Below are 17644 nucleotides of genomic sequence, written 5' to 3'. Positions count from 1 at the left end.
CCATGTTCCGTGCCCTTGCCCTTATTTTCCTGACCCTTCTGCTGACGCCTGCCATTGCCGACGAAAAGAGCGATGCGCAGAAGCAACTGGACGCCGCTCGCGCCGACGTCACTGAGCTCAAGCAACTGCTACAGAAGCTGCAGCAGGAGAAATCCGGCGTGCAGAAAGACCTGAAGAAAACCGAAAGCGAAATGGGCCAGCTGGAGAAGCAGGTCAAAGGTTTGCAGCAGGACCTGAAAAAGAGTGAAGAGGAAATCCAGCGCCTCGATAACGAGAAAAAAAAACTTGAAGGTGCACGCATTGAACAGCAGCGCCTGATTGGTATTCAGGCCCGCGCCGCCTACCAAAGCGGCCGCCAGGAATACGTGAAACTGCTGCTCAACCAGCAGAACCCGGAAAAATTCTCACGCACCCTGACCTACTACGACTACCTCAGCGAAGCGCGCATGGAACAACTCAGCGCTTTCAATGAGACCCTGCGCCAACTGGCCAATGTCGAACAAGACATCGTCAACCAGCAAAACCAGCTGCTGGAGCAGAAAAGCGCACTGGACGGTCGCCGCGAGCAGCTCGCCAGCGTGCGTAAAGAGCGGCAGCTGGCCCTGGCTAAGCTGAACAAGGAATTCTCCGCCCGCGACCAGAAGCTCAAAGCCCGCCAGCAGGAACAAGCCAATCTGGCCCGGGTGCTGAAAACCATCGAGCAAACCCTCGCCCGCCAGGCCCGCGAAGCGGAAGCCGCGCGCCAGCAAGCCCTGCTCGCCGCACGCGAACAACCGCGCAGCAGCACTAATCCCGCACCGACGGGTCCACTGGTGAGCTCCGGCGCCAGTTTTGGCGGCCCATTCGCCAAAGCCCGCGGCAAACTGCCCTGGCCGGTGGATGGGCGCCTGGTGGCCCGCTTCGGTACGCCACGCGGCGGTGACGCCCGCACCAAGTGGGATGGCGTATTGATCGGTGCATCCGCTGGCAGCCAGGTGCGCGCCGTACATGGCGGGCGTGTGGTGTTTGCCGACTGGTTGCGTGGCGCCGGACTTCTGGTCATTCTCGACCATGGCAACGGCTACCTGAGCCTCTATGGGCATAACCAGAGCTTGCTCAAGGATGCAGGTGATGTGGTCAAAGCCGGTGAAGCCATCGCCACCGTCGGCAACAGCGGCGGCCAGGAAGCTTCAGCGTTGTATTTTGCAATTCGCCAGCAGGGCCGCCCAACCGACCCCGCACAGTGGTGCCGCGCACAAGGATAGCGGACCGTTTAAAAAGTCAGCGAGGCCGCCGCGCCTGTTTTCAACACCGCATCGGCAACGCAGTTTTTTTCAACGACCCCGCGTGCAGCAATTACCGATTCAGGACCAGGAGTACGTTCGACATGCCGCATCTGTTCCGCCTCACCGCCCTCGCGCTGGCCGTTACCCTGCTGGGCAGCACTGCTGCCCTGGCCGAGCCAGCCGAAGCACCGGCCACCGCCAACGACAGCGCGCCACTGCCGCTGGACGACCTGCGCACCTTTGCCGAGGTGATGGACCGTATCAAGTCCGCCTATGTCGAGCCGGTTAGTGACAAGACCCTGCTGGAAAACGCCATCAAAGGCATGCTCAGCAACCTTGATCCGCATTCTGCCTATCTGGAGCCGGAAGCCTTCCGCGACCTGCAGGAAAGCACCAGCGGCGAATTCGGCGGTTTGGGCATTGAGCTCGGCACCGAAGACGGCTTCCTCAAGGTTATTTCACCGATTGATGACACCCCAGCATCTGCTGCGGGGATTCAGCCCGGCGACCTGATCGTGAAGATCGATGGCCAGCCAACTAAAGGCCTGTCGCTGATGGAGGCCGTGGAAAGAATGCGCGGTAAAGCCGGCAGCGACATCGAACTGACCTTGGTGCGCGAAGGCAGTAAACCTTTTGATGTTGAACTCACGCGTGCGGTGATCAAGGTCAAGAGTGTGAAAAGCCAGTTGCTCGACGACGGCTACGGCTACGTGCGCATCACTCAGTTCCAGGTCAACAGCGGTGAAGAAGTCGCTAAGGCCTTGGCCAAATTGCGCAAAGACAACGGCAAGAAACTGCGCGGCCTGGTGCTTGACCTGCGCAACAACCCCGGCGGCGTGTTGCAGGCCGCCGTGGAAGTCACCGATCACTTCCTCAAGAAAGGCCTGATCGTCTACACCGAGGGGCGTATCGCCAACTCCGAGCTGCGCTTCAATGCCGATCCGGCTGACGCCAGTGAAGGCGTGCCACTGGTGGTGCTGATCAACGGCGGCAGCGCCTCGGCCTCCGAGATCGTTGCCGGCGCCCTGCAGGATCACAAGCGCGGCGTGGTGATGGGCACTGACAGCTTCGGTAAAGGCTCGGTGCAAACCGTGCTGCCGCTGAACAATGACCGCGCCCTGAAACTCACCACCGCGCTCTACTACACCCCCAACGGCCGCTCGATTCAGGCCCAGGGCATCGTGCCGGACATCGAAGTGGCACGCGCCAAGCTGACCCGCGAGCAGGCCGAGAGCGGCATCAAGGAAGCTGACCTGCAAGGCCACCTGGGCAATGGCAACGGCGGTGCCGACAAACCCAGCAAGAACAAAACCCCAGCCAAAGACCGTCCGCAGGATGACGACTACCAACTGAGCCAGGCCTTGAATCTGCTCAAGGGCCTGAACGTCACGCGCGGCGACTAACGCCGCGCAGCAGGCAATAAAAAGCCCGGGCTTGAATCATTAAGCCTGGGCTTTTTTATCAGTGCTCACAGGCTACAGATAGTTATTGATGACCTCATCAACAAAGCCTTCAGCACGCAATTCGTCCAGGGCCTTCTGCAACCGCTGCGCCACTTCGTCGGGCGTATCCTTGTTCAGCGCCAGATACAGCTCGGCATTGTCGAACCGCAGAATAGTTTTCAGACCGGAAATACCATCCTGCTTGGCCAGGTAACGCCCGGCGGGGTCACCGGTGGCCCACAGGTCGATCTGCCCGTCCATCAGCTTCTTGGCGTTTTCCGTGTCGCGCAGGGCAGTGATCGGCTGCAGGCCCTTCTCAGCCAAATGCTCGGCAATCGCATCGCCCTTGTAGGCACCGACTCTGTACTGCTTGGCATCGTCCAGGCTGTTCAGCGTGATGCTGCTATCGGCTTTGCCCAGCATTACCCAGTCATCTGGACCAATTGGCCCAACCCACTTGAACAGCGCTTCACGCTCCGGCAGGCGCGCGGTAACGAATACGCCATAACCAGGTTTTTCCAGCGCCAACTTGTAAATACGGTCCCAAGGGAAGCGCAGGGTCATGTTGTATTGAATGCCGGCGCGCTTGAACATTTCACGGATGATGTCCACGGCAACACCGTCGATATTGTCTTCCTGGGCGAAGTTCTTGCCGTTAATCGCCATGTTGTACGGCGGGAAATTCTCGGTGAGCAGGACCATACGGTAGTTCGGGTCAATTTCTGCACGAGCACTGCCCGCGAGCACCATAACAGTGCCAACGAGGGCGGTTAGTAGTTGCTTTAACATGACGTCTCACATCAATAGTGGGGCTGAATTACAAGCATACTCAGCCCGATTGGCTTCGCCCAGCCTGGAGTCACACCCGGCCTGGATACAGATTGGCTTGCGTTGAAGAGCCTGGTTCGCCCTGAGCACGCTTTGGTCGTCGATGCACTGGCAACGAATGCGCCACATTGCCTGAGGGCTGTTAATTCAGCAGCCGAACCCAGCGCAAACAGGCAGATGGTAACGAGCCCGCCGCGACTTTGCTGTCGACTGCGCCGCAGCAATAGCCTGCGGATCAAGCAACCGGCATTTTTGAGGGTAAAACGCTCAAACAGATAGAGCGTTTGATCAGCAGCCCACGACCAACATCAGCAATCGACTCGGCGCTTAAGCGCTCGCCGCTACCTGACGCTGGGGTGACTCAAAGTAACTTGGACGAGGGAAAATCTCGGTACGAATGCGGTCGAGCTTATCGCGCATTGAGGCGATGTCTGAACGGTCGTCGGTGGTGTCATTGATACAGACACACAGATGATGCCCAAGCGAATCGATCAGCGAGGCCACCGTTTCATTTTCCACATCATCGGTTAGCAGGTACCGGCACTGCTCCCAGCCAATATCGGCCCGGCCATGGGTCGCACACCAGTCAAGGTACAGATTAGCCAGAATGCTCTGACCGGTCTTGCGCCTGAATTTTTCCTGACGCACCTCATCAAAAACATCCGGGTGAGCAGCCTCCAGCTCCATCATCCAGCTTTTACGGATGCCTTTGGGGGCGTGTTCGGGGATGAACTCGATGGTCGATGCGCCATAGGTTTGCTGCATCCAATGCCGCGCATTGCTGGCATCGTTATGCCCCGACAACTGCAGATCGGCCTCGGTCGTTGGGATTCGCTCGCGGGTTAAAAACACCTTGGTTCCAGCCGCGCTGAAGAAGTCTTGTGATTGAACCGGCCGCATCAGCATTTGATCGTCATTGAACGAGACGAAGTGCTCGGCCAAGTCGGGGATGTGGTGCAGTGCCGACTCGATTGCACGCGACGAAAATGTCGGCAGATAGCGCGCATCGAGAATCTGCGAGTGGTCCACGATGCGCAACCGAGGGTGCTCACAGATAAAACTGGGGACTTGCTGATCGGTCACAATGAAGATGTTGCCATCGACGCCCCAAAACTGTTCCATCGAGCGCAGCAGAAACAGTAAATCGTCGTTATCGCGATAGCGCCCTTCGCCATTTGAAAACGGCAAAAGGTCGTGCTGAGGCTCGCGTGAGTGATGCTGCCGCTTGGCACGCCAGTTGGCATCACCCCCATTCACCCACGTGATCACAGCATCTATTTGCATTTCTAATCCAGTTCTCAATCCACACAGCTGTTTGCAACAGCCGTTAAAAGCAACCCGCTTCAGCGCACCACGATACCGCGGCTGGCCATGTAGGCCTTCGCCTCGGGGATGGTGTATTCGCCGAAGTGGAAGATGCTCGCCGCCAACACCGCCGCGGCCTTGCCTTCGATGATGCCGTCGGCCAGGTGCTGCAGGTTACCGACGCCGCCGGAGGCGATCACCGGGATACCGACCATTTCACTGATGGCGCGGGTTACGCCCAAGTCATAGCCACTCTTCACGCCGTCCTGATCCATGCTGGTCAGGAGGATTTCACCGGCGCCAAGGTCTTCCATCTTCTTCGCCCACAGCACGGCGTCCAGGCCGGTCGGCTTACGGCCGCCGTGGGTGAAGATTTCCCAACGCGGAGTTTCGCCAGGCAGCGACACGCGCTTGGCGTCGATGGCGACAACGATGCACTGCGAGCCAAAGCGCGAGGCGGCTTCGCCCACAAACTCGGGGGTAAACACCGCTGCGGTGTTGATCGATACTTTGTCCGCGCCGGCATTCAGCAGGTTGCGAATGTCCTGCACGGTGCGCACGCCACCGCCCACGGTCAGCGGAATAAACACCTGGCTGGCCATGCGCTCGACGGTGTGCAGCGTGGTGTCGCGACCATCGACGCTGGCGGTGATGTCGAGAAAGGTAATCTCGTCGGCGCCCTGCTCGTCGTAACGCCGGGCGATTTCCACCGGGTCACCGGCATCGCGGATGTTCTCGAACTGCACGCCCTTGACCACGCGACCGTTGTCGACATCGAGGCAGGGGATGATGCGTTTGGCGAGGGCCATAACAGATATCTCTCGTAGGGTGGACAACCGCGTAGCGTTGTCCACCAGATCACCAAGTGGCGGTGGACAAGCAAAGCGTTGTCCACCCTACAGCTCACATCAGCCCTTGAAGCTGTCGCAGAAGGCTTGCGCCTCAGCCACATCCAAAGTGCCTTCATAGATGGCACGCCCAGTGATAGCACCAACGATGCCCGGCGAGCGCGCCAGCAACAGCTTTTCGATATCACTCAGGTTGTGGATGCCACCGGAGGCGATCACTGGAATACGGCTGGCGGCTGCCAGGGCTGCGGTGGCTTCGACGTTACAGCCTTGCATCATGCCGTCTTTGGCGATGTCGGTATAAACGATGGCCGAGACGCCATCGGCTTCGAAGCGCTTGGCCAGGTCAGTGGCTTGCACAGTGGACACTTCGGCCCAACCGTCGGTGGCGACGAAACCGTCTTTGGCATCCAGACCCACGATGACTTTGCCGGGGAAGGCTTTGCAGGCGTCGGTGACGAACTGCGGATCTTTCACCGCCTTGGTACCGATGATCACGTAGCTGACGCCAGCCTTAACGTAATGTTCGATGGTTTCCAGCGAGCGGATACCGCCGCCGATCTGGATCGGCAGGTGCGGGTAACGCTTGGCAATGGCGGTGACCACTTCACCGTTGACCGGCTGGCCTTCGAAGGCACCGTTAAGGTCGACCAGATGCAGACGACGGCAGCCGCCATCGACCCACTTGGCCGCCATGCTCACCGGGTCATCGGAAAACACTGTGGAGTCTTCCATGCGGCCCTGGCGCAAACGTACGCAGGCGCCGTCCTTCAGATCGATAGCGGGGATAATCAGCATCGGTTGAACCTGCTCAAGTCGTGTGAATTCGGTGGGTCAGCTTTTTTCCAGCGCCCAAAGGTCGCTTTCGATGCTCTCGAACCGTTCTTTCAGGTGAGTCTGCACATCGAAAATCGCCCGGTTGTAGTAATGCGGCGCAATTTCCCGGCTAAACAGTTCGAGGATTTCAGCCACCTCAAAACTACCCAGCTCCAGCTCAAAACGCTCCGCCATAAACCGCTTGAGCACTAGGCAGGCATCACGCTCCTGCTCGGTGCTCAAGGTCATGATTGGCGGCTTCGCCTTGCCCCGGCTCATTTACCAGCGACCATCCCAAGCGGCGAAGTTCTGCAGCAGCTGCAGGCCGTGGGTGTGGCTTTTTTCTGGGTGGAACTGCACGGCGAAACGCGAGCCTTCAGCCAGCGCGGCGGCGAAGTCCTTGCCGTAGTGGCCGCGACCGACCACCTGCTTAGGGTTGCCGGCCTCGATGTAATAGCTGTGCACGAAGTAAAAGCGCGCCAGGTCCGGGATGTTGTGCCACAGCGGGTGTTTGACCGACTGCGCCACTTCATTCCAGCCCATATGCGGGACCTTCAGCGGCTCGCCGTCTTCGACCATGTCCTTGCCGAAGAAACGTACCTTACCGGGGAACTGGCCGATGCAATCAACGCCATCGTTCTCCTCGCTGTGTTCCAGCAGCGCCTGCATGCCCACGCAGATACCGAGAAACGGCCGGTCGGCGCTGACTTCACGCACCAGGCTGTCGAAGCCCAAGCGCTTGATCTCGGCCATACAATCGCGGATCGCACCTACACCGGGGAACACCACGCGATCCGCTTCGCGAATCACCTGAGCGTCGCTGGTGATCAGCACTTTACCGGCACCGACGTGCTCCAGCGCTTTGGCGACTGAGTGCAGGTTGCCCATGCCGTAGTCAATTACGGCTACCGTCTGCATTTACAGGCAGCCTTTGGTCGACGGCATTTGCCCGGCCATGCGCGGGTCTAGCTCGATAGCCATGCGCAGTGCGCGGCCAAAGGCCTTAAACACGGTTTCAATCTGGTGGTGAGTGTTGGTGCCGCGCAGGTTGTCGATGTGCAGGCTGACCAAGGCGTGGTTGACGAAGCCTTGGAAGAACTCCTGGAACAGGTCCACGTCAAAACCACCGACCACGGCGCGGGTGAACGGCACGTGCATCTGCAGGCCCGGACGACCGGAGAAGTCGATCACCACACGCGACAGCGCTTCATCCAGCGGTACGTAGGAATGGCCGTAACGGGTCATGCCCTTTTTATCGCCAATGGCTTGGGTAAACGCCTGGCCGAGGGTGATGCCGACGTCTTCCACGGTGTGGTGGTCGTCGATATGCAAGTCGCCCTTGCACTGGATGTCCAGGTCGATCAAGCCATGACGGGCAATCTGATCGAGCATGTGCTCAAGAAACGGCACGCCAATATCAAACTTGGCTTTGCCAGTCCCATCCAGGTTGATCGAGACCTTGATTTGGGTCTCCAGGGTATTGCGCTCGACGGATGCCGTACGTTCGGCCATCACCAGCTCCAAAAAGTCGTTGTGCCAAAGGGCGACCATTATAGGCCGATAAGTTCACAACCTTGAAGCAAGGCCAGCAGATAGCCAGAAACCCTAGGCCATCAGCAACCACAACAACGCACAGACGATTCTCGCAGCCCCCCAAACAACTGCCTGCACGCGCGCAGGCCACAGGGAACCGGCCGCCCACTTATGGCTCAAAATGCCCAGCCCCAAGCAACCAATCGCCCGGGCAAGCCTGCTCGCTGACGCTCAGGCCCGAGGGCTGCGGTAAAAGCTGCTTGCAAAATCGCCACCTAAACAGCACAGCCAAGGGCCTAGACAAAAGTACTGGCGCTATACTCGCCGGCTGAAATTGCTGTTCTTCACTCTTTTAGTTTCGAAACAAGGATTCGCACATGAAAGCGCTCGGCAAAATCCTCGGCCTGTTTTTTCTCGGGCTCTTGCTGATCATCGTGGCATTGGGCTTTGCCCTCACTCACCTGTTCGATCCTAACGATTACAAAGACGAAATCCGCCAGCTTGCCCGCGACAAGGCCAGCCTGGAGCTAACCCTCAACGGTGATATCGGCTGGAGCCTGTTCCCCTGGCTCGGCCTGGAGCTGACCGACGCCACCCTCGCCAGTCTCAGCACCCCGGACAAACCGTTCGCTGATCTGCGCCTGCTCGGCCTGTCGGTGCGCGTGCTGCCACTGCTGCGCAAAGAAGTACAGATGAGCGACATCCGCATCGACGGCCTTAACCTCAACCTGCAGCGCGACGAAAAAGGCCGGAGCAACTGGGAGAACGTCGGCAAACCAGCCAATACCAAGGCCGCATCAACCGACGCCGCAGTCGTAACCAACGACAGCGCACAGAGCGAAAGCCCAGCCGCCGAGCCCGGCGAAAGCAGCCAGCCGTTGAAGCTGGATATCGACAGCCTGATCGTCAACAGCGCGCGCATCGACTACCACGACGTGCAGAAAGGCCAGCAATTCAGCGCCGAAAGCATTCAGCTGACCACCGGAGCAATCCGCGAAGGGGCGGGCATCCCGGTCAAACTCAGCGCCTTCTTCGGCGTTAACAAGCCGGTCGTGCGCGCCCGCAGCGAACTGCAGGGTGAGCTGCGCTTCGACCGCGCCCTTAAGCGTTATCAACTGGAAGACGCCAAGTTCTCCGGCGAGGTCTCCGGCGAACCCTTCGATGGTCAAACCCTGACCTACTCGGCCCAAGGCCAGCTATTGGTCGATCTGGCCGCTCAAGTGGCTGAATGGAACAGCCTAAAACTGTCTGCCAATCAGCTGCGCGCCCTTGGCGAGCTGAAAGTACGCGACCTCGACAAACAGCCAAAACTCAGCGGCGGCCTGTCCATAGCACCGCTCAACCTGCGTGAATTCCTCGCCACCATCGGCCAGAAACTGCCACCGATGGCCGATGAAAAAACCCTCAGCCAGTTCGAGCTGGTCACCCGCCTCAGCGGCACCGATAACAGCCTGACCTTTGAAGAACTCAAGCTGACCCTCGATGACAGTCACTTCAGCGGTCAGCTGGCGATCGCCGATTTCGCCAAGCAAGCCCTGCGCGTAAACCTCAAGGGCGACCAACTGAACCTCGACCGCTACTTGCCAGTACCGAGCAAGGCAGACCAAGCCTCTACGACCGCACGCCAAAACGAAGTCAAAGCCAGCGTCGCCAGCGCCGGAGAAAGCGGCAGCACACCATTGCCTGATGCCCCGACCCAGCACGCCTGGAGCAGCAGCGATGTTTTGCCAATCGCCACCTTGCGCAAACTGGACATGCAGCTCGACCTCGCGCTTGACCAGTTCACCGTCAAGCAACAAGTGATCAGCAATTTCAGCGCCAAAGCGCAGGGCAAGAGCGGCCTGCTCACCCTGCAGGACATGCGCGGCACCATCGGCACGGGCAGTTTCGACGCCAACGCCAGCATCGATGTGCGCCCAACCGTGCCGCTGCTCAGCGTGCAAAAAAACCTGCGGGGGATTCAGATCGAACCCTTCCTGAAAAATCCCGACCAACCCTCGCCGGTTAAAGGCTTGCTCGACCTCAACGCCCGCCTCAGCACCAGCGGCAACAGCCAGCGCGCCTGGGTCGACGGGCTAACCGGCGACGCCAGCTTCCTGCTTAACGATGGCGTGCTGGTCGACGCTAACCTGGAACAACAGCTGTGCCGTGGCATCGCCACGCTCAACCGCAAAGCCCTGAGCAGCGACCCACGCGGCAAGGACACGCCTTTCGAAACCCTGCAAGGCAGCCTGGTTCTGCGCAACGGCGTCGCCCACAACCCCGACCTCAAGGCGCGCATCCCTGGCCTGGCGGTCAACGGCAATGGCGATGTGGACCTGCGCATCCTCGGCCTCGACTACCGCGTGGGCATCACCATCACCGGCGACCAGCGCGAAATGCCTGATCCGGCTTGCCAGGTCAACGCGCGTTATGTCGGCATCGAATGGCCCGTACGCTGCCGCGGCCCGCTGGAAATGGGCGGCAAAGCCTGCCGCCTGGATCAAGACGGCCTGGGCAAGGTCGCCGCCAAACTTGCGGGCAACAAGCTCAACGAGAAGATCGAAGAAAAACTCGGCGACAAGGTCAGCCCCGAACTGAAAGACGCACTCAAGGGCCTGTTTAACCGATGAGTCCTGAGCAATTTTCTGATGCAGTGCTGAACTGGTACGACAGCCATGGGCGCAAGGACCTGCCCTGGCAGCAGGGCATCACGCCGTATCGCGTGTGGGTCTCGGAGATCATGCTGCAGCAGACTCAGGTCAGCACCGTGCTCGGCTACTTCGACCGCTTTATGGCCGCCTTACCGACGGTAAATGACCTGGCCACCGCACCAGAAGACGAAGTGCTGCACCTGTGGACGGGCCTCGGTTACTACACCCGCGCACGCAACCTGCAGAAAACCGCGCAGATCGTGACGCGCGAATATGTCGGCGAATTCCCCCGTGATGTCGACCAGCTCACCGAGCTTCCCGGCATCGGCCGCTCCACCGCCGGCGCCATCGCCAGCCTCAGCATGGGCCTGCGTGCGCCGATCCTCGACGGCAACGTTAAACGTGTGCTGGCGCGCTACGTCGCCCAAGAAGGCTATCCGGGCGAGCCGAAGGTGGCTAAACAGCTGTGGGATGTGGCCGAACGCTTCACTCCACAGGCCCGCGTCAACCACTACACCCAGGCGATGATGGATCTGGGCGCCACCCTGTGCACCCGCAGCAAACCCAGCTGCCTACTGTGCCCGCTGAGAAGTGGCTGCCAGGCGCACCTGCTCGGCCTTGAGATCCGCTACCCGATTCCCAAGCCACGCAAAACGCTGCCACAGAAACGCACCCTGATGCCGATTCTCGCCAACCGCAACGGCGAGGTGCTGCTCTATCGCCGCCCGTCCAGCGGCCTCTGGGGCGGTTTATGGAGCTTGCCCGAGCTTGATGACCTGCAAGCCCTGGACGACCTGGCCAACCGCCACGGCTTAAGCCTGGGCGCATGCCAGATACAAGCCGGACTGACCCACACCTTCAGCCACTTTCAGCTGGCCATCGAGCCCTGGTTAGTCCACGTCGACGCCGCGCCAGCCGTCGTGGCCGAGGCGGACTGGCTCTGGTATAACCTCGCCACCCCGCCGCGCCTGGGCCTTGCCGCCCCTGTGAAGAAACTACTGAAGCGTGCGGCCGATGCACTCGCCACATCACAGAACACTGGAGAAACACCATGACTCGCACCGTACAGTGCCGCAAACACAAGCAAGAACTTCCCGGCCTGGACCGCCCGCCGTATCCGGGCGCCAAAGGCGAAGACATCTACAACAACGTTTCCAAGCAAGCCTGGGATGAATGGCAGAAACACCAGACCCTGCTCATCAACGAGCGGCGCCTGAACATGATGAACGCCGAAGACCGCAAGTTCCTCCAAGTCGAGATGGACAAATTCCTCTCCGGCGAGGAATACGCCCAGGCCGACGGCTACGTACCGCCCAGCGAATAAACGCCGCGCCCATTGCCCAGACACTGGGGTGGGTGACGCTTTATCCATCGACCACACGGCGATGGTGGATAAACAAGCGTCATCTACCCGACACCGCCACCACACCCCGCGCGACTGAAGCCCCTCCCACAACCAATCCCCCACCTCCCGCATAACCCGACCACCCTGCGAACGGCGCTTTAGCGGCGATATGCCCTTGCAGTAATCGCGCTAAAGCAACACCACGGCAGTCACCTCGCCTAGTAGCCCGAATGAAATCCGGAAAACCCCGCCACCTGAAAAATCGCCCCAGAATTGTATTCGAGCTACCCCGCGCCGCCGGCCTTTCCCCCTCCTCCCGAACCTAAGCGCCCGTAATAATTAAATATTTTCCAAAATCACGCTTGACACCCCCCCTTAAAATCCGTCTAATAGCCGCCGTTGGCCCGGGTAGCTCAGTCGGTAGAGCAGGGGATTGAAAATCCCCGTGTCGGCGGTTCGATTCCGTCCCCGGGCACCAAATACAGATAAACCCCAAGCGAACTAACCTTCCTTGGGGTTTTTTCTTGCCTACGATTTAGCGCATGCCAGCCTATTAACCCGCTGAAATTGTGCGCGCGCGACAGCCAACTGCGGCCAAGCGACAGCATGGCCCGACGAGAACGCTCAGGCCGGGAAACGGCTTGGCGGTCAGCGAAACGCTATGCTAGCTTGACGCCTCGCAAGGAGGGCCACGCAACGTCGAGAAGCTGTATCGGCCCTCGCGAGCCAGCGCCAAACAAGGTGATAGGGAATGAACAAACGCAGCTTACAAGCTGCAAATGAGCATCCGAGGCCGCGTTCAACGTAGTGTGGCCGACGCGTAGCAGACCCGAGACAGGCTCTGGCGTAATCGAACAATAAGAGGACACCCCATGGCCGAGGCCACGCCCGCGCTGGAAATTCGCGACCTGCACAAACGCTACGGCGACCTTGAGGTGCTCAAGGGCATCTCCCTCACCGCTCGCGACGGCGATGTGATTTCCATCCTCGGCTCTTCCGGCTCCGGTAAATCGACCTTTCTGCGCTGCATCAACCTGCTGGAAAACCCGCATAAAGGGCAGATCATCCTCGCCGGCGAGGAACTCAAGCTCAAAGCCGCGAAAAATGGCGACCTGATCGCCGCCGACAATCGCCAGATCAACCGCTTGCGCAGCGAGATCGGCTTTGTATTCCAGAATTTCAATCTGTGGCCGCACATGAGCGTGCTCGACAACATCATCGAGGCGCCGCGTCGCGTGCTGGGGCAGAGTAAGGCCGAGGCTATCGAAGTGGCCGAGGCGTTGCTGGCCAAAGTCGGCATCGCCGACAAGCGCCACGTCTACCCCAATCAGCTTTCCGGCGGCCAGCAACAGAGGGCGGCGATTGCCCGTACCCTGGCGATGCAGCCGAAAGTCATCCTGTTCGATGAGCCCACCTCAGCCCTCGACCCGGAAATGGTACAAGAAGTGCTTAATGTGATCCGCGCACTCGCTGAGGAAGGCCGCACCATGTTGCTGGTAACACATGAAATGGGCTTTGCCCGCCAGGTGTCCAGTGAAGTGGTGTTCCTGCATCAAGGCCTGGTTGAAGAGCAGGGCTCCCCGGAGCAGGTGTTCGACAACCCGAACTCGGCGCGCTGCAAACAATTCATGTCCAGCAATCACTAAACACACGGAGCAACTACGCATGCAGAACTACAAGAAAATCCTGCTGGCCGCTGCCGCCACCCTGGCGTTCGGCACCAGCGCCGTCGCTGCTGACAAACTCAAACTGGGCACTGAAGGCGCTTACCCGCCATTCAACCTGATTGACGCCAGCGGCCAGGTCGGCGGTTTTGACGTGGAAATCGGTCAGGCCCTGTGTGCCAAGATGAAGGCCGAGTGCGAAGTGGTTACCTCCGATTGGGACGGCATCATCCCCGCCCTGAACGCAAAGAAATTCGACTTCCTGATCGCGTCCATGTCGATCACTGACGAGCGCAAGGTGGCGGTTGATTTCACCAACCCTTACTACACCAACAAACTGCAGTTCATCGCGCCAAAAGGCGGCGATTTCAAGACCGATAAAGCCAACCTGAAAGGCAAAGTGATCGGTGCCCAGCGGGCCACCATCGCCGGCACCTGGCTGGAAGACAACCTCGATGGCGTGGTCGACATCAAACTGTACGACACCCAGGAAAACGCCTACCTCGACCTGTCTTCGGGCCGCCTCGACGGCGTGCTGGCTGACACCTTCGTTAACTGGGAATGGCTGAAGAGCGATGCCGGCAAAAGCTTCGAATTCAAGGGCGACCCCGTATTCGATAACGACAAGATCGGTATTGCCGTACGCAAGGGCGACGCTCTGCGTGAGAAACTGAACGCGGCCTTGGCCGAGATCGTGGCTGACGGCACCTACAAGAAGATCAACGACAAGTACTTCCCGTTCAGCATCTACTAAGCTGCCGGCACTGCGCCGCTCATACGGGCGGCGCAGGCTTCTGAGCCCCTATGACTTTCGACCTCTACGGATTCGGCCCGGCCCTGGCTGCTGGCACCCTAATGACTATCAAGCTGGCGCTCAGCGCGCTGTGCCTGGGTTTGGTGCTCGGTTTGCTCGGCGCACTCGCCAAGACTTCCCCGTACAAGCCGCTGCAATGGCTTGGCGGTACTTACTCGACCATCGTGCGCGGGATTCCCGAGCTGCTCTGGGTGTTGCTGATCTATTTCGGCACCGTGCAGCTGATGCGCAACTTGGCGGACCTGCTCGGCATCGAAAGCCTTGAGCTGAACGCCTTTGCCGCCGGCACCATCGCCCTCGGCATCTGCTTCGGCGCGTACGCCACCGAGGTGTTTCGCGGCGCGATCCTGGCTATCCCCAAGGGCCACCGCGAAGCCGGCCAAGCCTTGGGCATGTCCAAACCACGGATCTTCTGGCGGCTAATCCTGCCGCAGATGTGGCGCATCGCCCTGCCCGGCCTGGGCAACCTGTTTATGATCCTGATGAAGGACACCGCACTGGTGTCGGTGATCGGCCTGGAAGAAATCATGCGCCGCTCGCAAATCGCCGTGACCGCCAGCAAGGAGCCCTTCACCTTCTATCTGGTGGCGGCCTTTATCTACCTTGGCCTGACCGTGCTCGCGATGATTGGCATGCACTTCCTGGAAAAACGCTCCAGCCGTGGTTTTATCAGGAGCGCATCATGAAAAAGATTTCTGAAATAGCCGCCTGGTCAGTTGCCGTTGCGCTGATTGCCTATGCGCTGTGGGGCGGCCTAACTGCCCTCAACTGGGACGTGATCATCAAGTGGCTACCTCGTCTGTCTGAAGGTGCTCTGCTGACCCTGGAACTGGTGGCCATCGCCGTTCTCGCCGGGCTGATTCTCGCGTTGCCCATGGGCATCGCCCGCGCCTCGCGGCACTGGTATGTGCGCGCCCTGCCCTACGGCTACATCTTCTTCTTCCGTGGCACGCCGCTGCTGGTGCAGCTGTTCCTGGTCTACTACGGCCTGGCACAGTTCGATGCGGTGCGCGAAGGCCCGCTCTGGCCCTATCTGCGCTCCCCATACTGGTGCGCGGTACTGACCATGACCCTGCACACCGCTGCTTATATCGCCGAAATTCTGCGTGGTGCGATTCAGGCCGTGCCACCGGGCGAGATCGAAGCCGCTCGCGCCTTGGGCATGTCGCGGGCGAAGACCATGTTCTATATCGTCCTGCCGCGCGCCGCGCGTATCGGTCTGCCGGCCTACAGCAACGAAGTGATCCTGATGCTCAAGGCCAGCGCCCTGGCCAGTACCGTGACCCTGCTGGAACTAACCGGCATGGCCCGCACCATCATTGCTCGCACCTACCTGCCGGTGGAGATCTTCTTTGCCGCCGGGATGTTCTACCTGCTGATCGCCTTCCTGCTGGTGCGCGGCTTCAAGCTGCTGGAACGCTGGCTGCGCGTCGACGCCTGCCAGGGCCGCTGATTGCCTGAGGGCTCGCGCCTTCAGGCACTGCCATCATGCCAACCACCACTCCCGCCCAGATCCTGCAAGACGCTGCCTTGCTGCAGCGTTTTCAAGCACTCGACAGCTTCCTTATCGAGCACCAAGCGCTGTGGCGACCACGGCCCTTTGTGCATTACCCGGCACTGCCTTGGGAAGCCGAGCACCCACAGCTGGCAGCCTGGCTCAGGGCACAAAGCCTGGAGCATGCGGAAGCAGCGCATAACCAACCGCACCTGCTGCCAGCACCCGCGCCCTTCCCGCAACTGGCCGCTCAGGCTCATGACCTAAGCCAGATCGGTGAATTGCCACAGCTACCCGCGACGGTATTGCCTGCGCGCTTTAGCAGCGATGTGCCGGGCCGCAAGTGGCAGCAGATCGACGCCTTCGCCCGCAGCTTGAGCTTTAGCCATACACCGCAGCATTGGCTGGACTGGTGCGCTGGCAAAGGTCACCTTGGCCGCATGCTCGCACACGGCGGCGGCACCCTGACCTGCCTGGAATACGACCCAAACCTGGTCAGCAGCGGTCAGCAACTCAGCCATAAACTCGGCATCGCCGCACAGCATATCGAGCAGGATGTACTGGCTGAGGGCGCTGCGGCGCAGCTGCAAGCGCAACACACGCCTGTGGCCTTGCACGCATGCGGCGAGTTGCACACACGCTTGCTGCAACTGGCCAGCCAAGCCGGCTGCCAGCAATTGGCCGTCGCGCCCTGCTGCTATAACCGCATCCGCACCGCGTACTATCAGCCACTGTCGGCAAACGCCCAGTCCTCGACACTGCAGCTGTCCATCGACGATCTCGGCCTGCCTCTAAGCGAAACCGTCACCGCCGGCGCACGGGTACGCCGCCAGCGCGATCAATCCATGGCCCGCCGTCTGGCCTTTGACGTGCTGCAACGCCAGCTGCGCGGTATCAATGAATACCTGCCAACCCCCTCGCTGCCTGCCGCCTGGCTGGACAAGCCCTTTGCCGACTACTGCAAAGACCTCGCCGCCCTCAAACAACTGCCGCTACCAACTGCGCATAACTGGCAGCAGCTTGAACACAATGGCTGGCAGCGCCTGGCAGAAGTCCGCAACCTAGAACTGCTGCGCGGCCTTTTTCGTCGACCCCTGGAGCTCTGGCTACTACTCGACCGCGCGCTATTTCTCGAGGAACAAGGATTTCGCGTAAGGCTTGGCAGCTTCTGCTCCTATCAGCAGAGCCCACGCAATTTGCTGCTACTGGCTGAAAAGCCGTAAATACCACCCACATTATCTGTGGATAACTCTGTTGACAGATTCTGAGCAAAACCCGTAAACGCCGGTCACAACACGCCATCGCTGCGCTGATCATTTTTTAATCTAAAAATAACTCTTGTAAAAACATATGCTTACCTAATACCGCGAACCAGCGCACAACGCTTGTACACGCTCACAACAAATGCACCGCACATGTGCATAAGCATTTCGCTACTGATAACAATCCCTGCACATTTCTACGCCCTGAGCACTTTACTCTGCCAAACGAATCGATATAATGCGGCCCACAATCGCCGGTATAGCTCAGCTGGTAGAGCAACTGACTTGTAATCAGTAGGTCCCGGGTTCGATTCCTGGTGCCGGCACCATACAAATCAAAGGGTTACGTGAAAACGTAGCCCTTTTTTGTGCCTGAAATTCGGCTTGGGGTAGG

The 17644-nt window shown here is 59.7% G+C and carries 17 protein-coding genes and 2 tRNA genes; 12 read left to right on the top strand and 7 right to left on the bottom strand.

What is annotated here, in order from left to right; all coding sequences use genetic code 11:
* Nucleotides 1-2: 2 nt before the first annotated feature.
* Together AC0J6G_RS18215 and AC0J6G_RS18210 are read left to right on the top strand one after the other, a co-directional pair.
* Nucleotides 3-1244, top strand: a complete 1242-nt coding sequence (locus AC0J6G_RS18215) for a murein hydrolase activator EnvC family protein (protein ID WP_475250168.1) — start codon at nt 3-5, stop codon at nt 1242-1244.
* 122 nt (nt 1245-1366) lie between these two features.
* Nucleotides 1367-2668 carry a S41 family peptidase gene (locus tag AC0J6G_RS18210; protein WP_475250166.1) on the top strand — a complete coding sequence of 434 codons (1302 nt, stop codon included), beginning with the start codon at nt 1367-1369 and terminating at the stop codon, nt 2666-2668.
* Nucleotides 2669-2740: 72 nt separating this feature from the next.
* Here AC0J6G_RS18210 and AC0J6G_RS18205 read toward each other — a convergent pair whose 3' ends face one another.
* From AC0J6G_RS18205 to hisB, 7 genes are all read right to left on the bottom strand, one after another.
* Entirely contained in the window at nt 2741-3496 is a 756-nt protein-coding gene (locus tag AC0J6G_RS18205; protein WP_475250164.1) for a substrate-binding periplasmic protein, read from the bottom strand.
* Between the two features lie 366 nt (nt 3497-3862).
* Nucleotides 3863-4819, bottom strand: coding sequence for a stealth family protein (locus AC0J6G_RS18200; RefSeq protein WP_475250162.1), 957 nt, complete (start codon nt 4817-4819; stop codon nt 3863-3865).
* Between the two features lie 59 nt (nt 4820-4878).
* A complete protein-coding gene (gene hisF, locus AC0J6G_RS18195) occupies nt 4879-5649 on the bottom strand; it encodes an imidazole glycerol phosphate synthase subunit HisF (protein ID WP_296126720.1) in 771 nt (256 codons plus the stop codon).
* Between the two features lie 99 nt (nt 5650-5748).
* Nucleotides 5749-6486 (bottom strand): 1-(5-phosphoribosyl)-5-[(5-phosphoribosylamino)methylideneamino]imidazole-4-carboxamide isomerase, encoded by a 738-nt coding sequence (hisA, locus tag AC0J6G_RS18190; RefSeq protein WP_475250160.1) that lies wholly within the window; start codon nt 6484-6486, stop codon nt 5749-5751.
* Nucleotides 6487-6522: 36 nt separating this feature from the next.
* Nucleotides 6523-6783 (bottom strand): DUF2164 domain-containing protein, encoded by a 261-nt coding sequence (locus AC0J6G_RS18185; RefSeq protein ID WP_475250158.1) that lies wholly within the window; start codon nt 6781-6783, stop codon nt 6523-6525.
* A complete protein-coding gene (gene hisH / locus AC0J6G_RS18180) occupies nt 6784-7422 on the bottom strand; it encodes an imidazole glycerol phosphate synthase subunit HisH (RefSeq protein WP_475250156.1) in 639 nt (212 codons plus the stop codon).
* On the bottom strand, nt 7423-8016 hold the full coding sequence (gene hisB / locus AC0J6G_RS18175) for an imidazoleglycerol-phosphate dehydratase HisB (RefSeq protein WP_475250154.1): 594 nt from the start codon (nt 8014-8016) through the stop codon (nt 7423-7425). It lies immediately after the preceding gene.
* A gap of 398 nt (nt 8017-8414) precedes the next feature.
* Here hisB and AC0J6G_RS18170 point away from each other — a divergent pair, with 398 nt between their 5' ends.
* From AC0J6G_RS18170 to AC0J6G_RS18125, 10 genes are all read left to right on the top strand, one after another.
* Nucleotides 8415-10649 (top strand): AsmA family protein, encoded by a 2235-nt coding sequence (locus AC0J6G_RS18170; protein WP_475250152.1) that lies wholly within the window; start codon nt 8415-8417, stop codon nt 10647-10649.
* Complete coding sequence (gene mutY / locus AC0J6G_RS18165; RefSeq protein ID WP_475250150.1) at nt 10646-11725, top strand: A/G-specific adenine glycosylase; 1080 nt, start codon at nt 10646-10648, stop codon at nt 11723-11725. The genes AC0J6G_RS18170 and mutY overlap by 4 nt, the downstream gene beginning before the upstream one ends.
* Nucleotides 11722-11994 (top strand): oxidative damage protection protein, encoded by a 273-nt coding sequence (locus tag AC0J6G_RS18160; RefSeq protein ID WP_475250148.1) that lies wholly within the window; start codon nt 11722-11724, stop codon nt 11992-11994. Before mutY ends, AC0J6G_RS18160 begins: the two co-directional genes overlap by 4 nt.
* A 423-nt stretch (nt 11995-12417) precedes the next feature.
* Nucleotides 12418-12493 (top strand) — tRNA-Phe (locus AC0J6G_RS18155).
* A 394-nt stretch (nt 12494-12887) separates the two neighbouring features.
* A complete protein-coding gene (locus AC0J6G_RS18150) occupies nt 12888-13661 on the top strand; it encodes an ABC transporter ATP-binding protein (protein ID WP_475250146.1) in 774 nt (257 codons plus the stop codon).
* 19 nt (nt 13662-13680) lie between these two features.
* Nucleotides 13681-14433, top strand: a complete 753-nt coding sequence (locus AC0J6G_RS18145; RefSeq protein ID WP_475250144.1) for an ABC transporter substrate-binding protein — start codon at nt 13681-13683, stop codon at nt 14431-14433.
* A gap of 50 nt (nt 14434-14483) precedes the next feature.
* Nucleotides 14484-15179: an ABC transporter permease gene (locus AC0J6G_RS18140; RefSeq protein WP_475250142.1), complete on the top strand. Its 696-nt coding sequence runs from the start codon at nt 14484-14486 to the stop codon at nt 15177-15179.
* A complete protein-coding gene (locus AC0J6G_RS18135) occupies nt 15176-15946 on the top strand; it encodes an ABC transporter permease (protein ID WP_475250140.1) in 771 nt (256 codons plus the stop codon). The genes AC0J6G_RS18140 and AC0J6G_RS18135 overlap by 4 nt, the downstream gene beginning before the upstream one ends.
* A gap of 35 nt (nt 15947-15981) precedes the next feature.
* Nucleotides 15982-17211 (top strand): methyltransferase, encoded by a 1230-nt coding sequence (locus AC0J6G_RS18130; RefSeq protein WP_475250138.1) that lies wholly within the window; start codon nt 15982-15984, stop codon nt 17209-17211.
* 292 nt (nt 17212-17503) lie between these two features.
* Nucleotides 17504-17579 (top strand) — tRNA-Thr (locus AC0J6G_RS18125).
* Nucleotides 17580-17644: the final 65 nt, after the last annotated feature.

The sequence above is a fragment of the Pseudomonas sp. TS_SC_3 genome (genome assembly GCF_056156225.1).
Note: the sequence above shows the minus strand (reverse complement) of the source record. Positions and strands in the feature narration are given on the sequence as shown.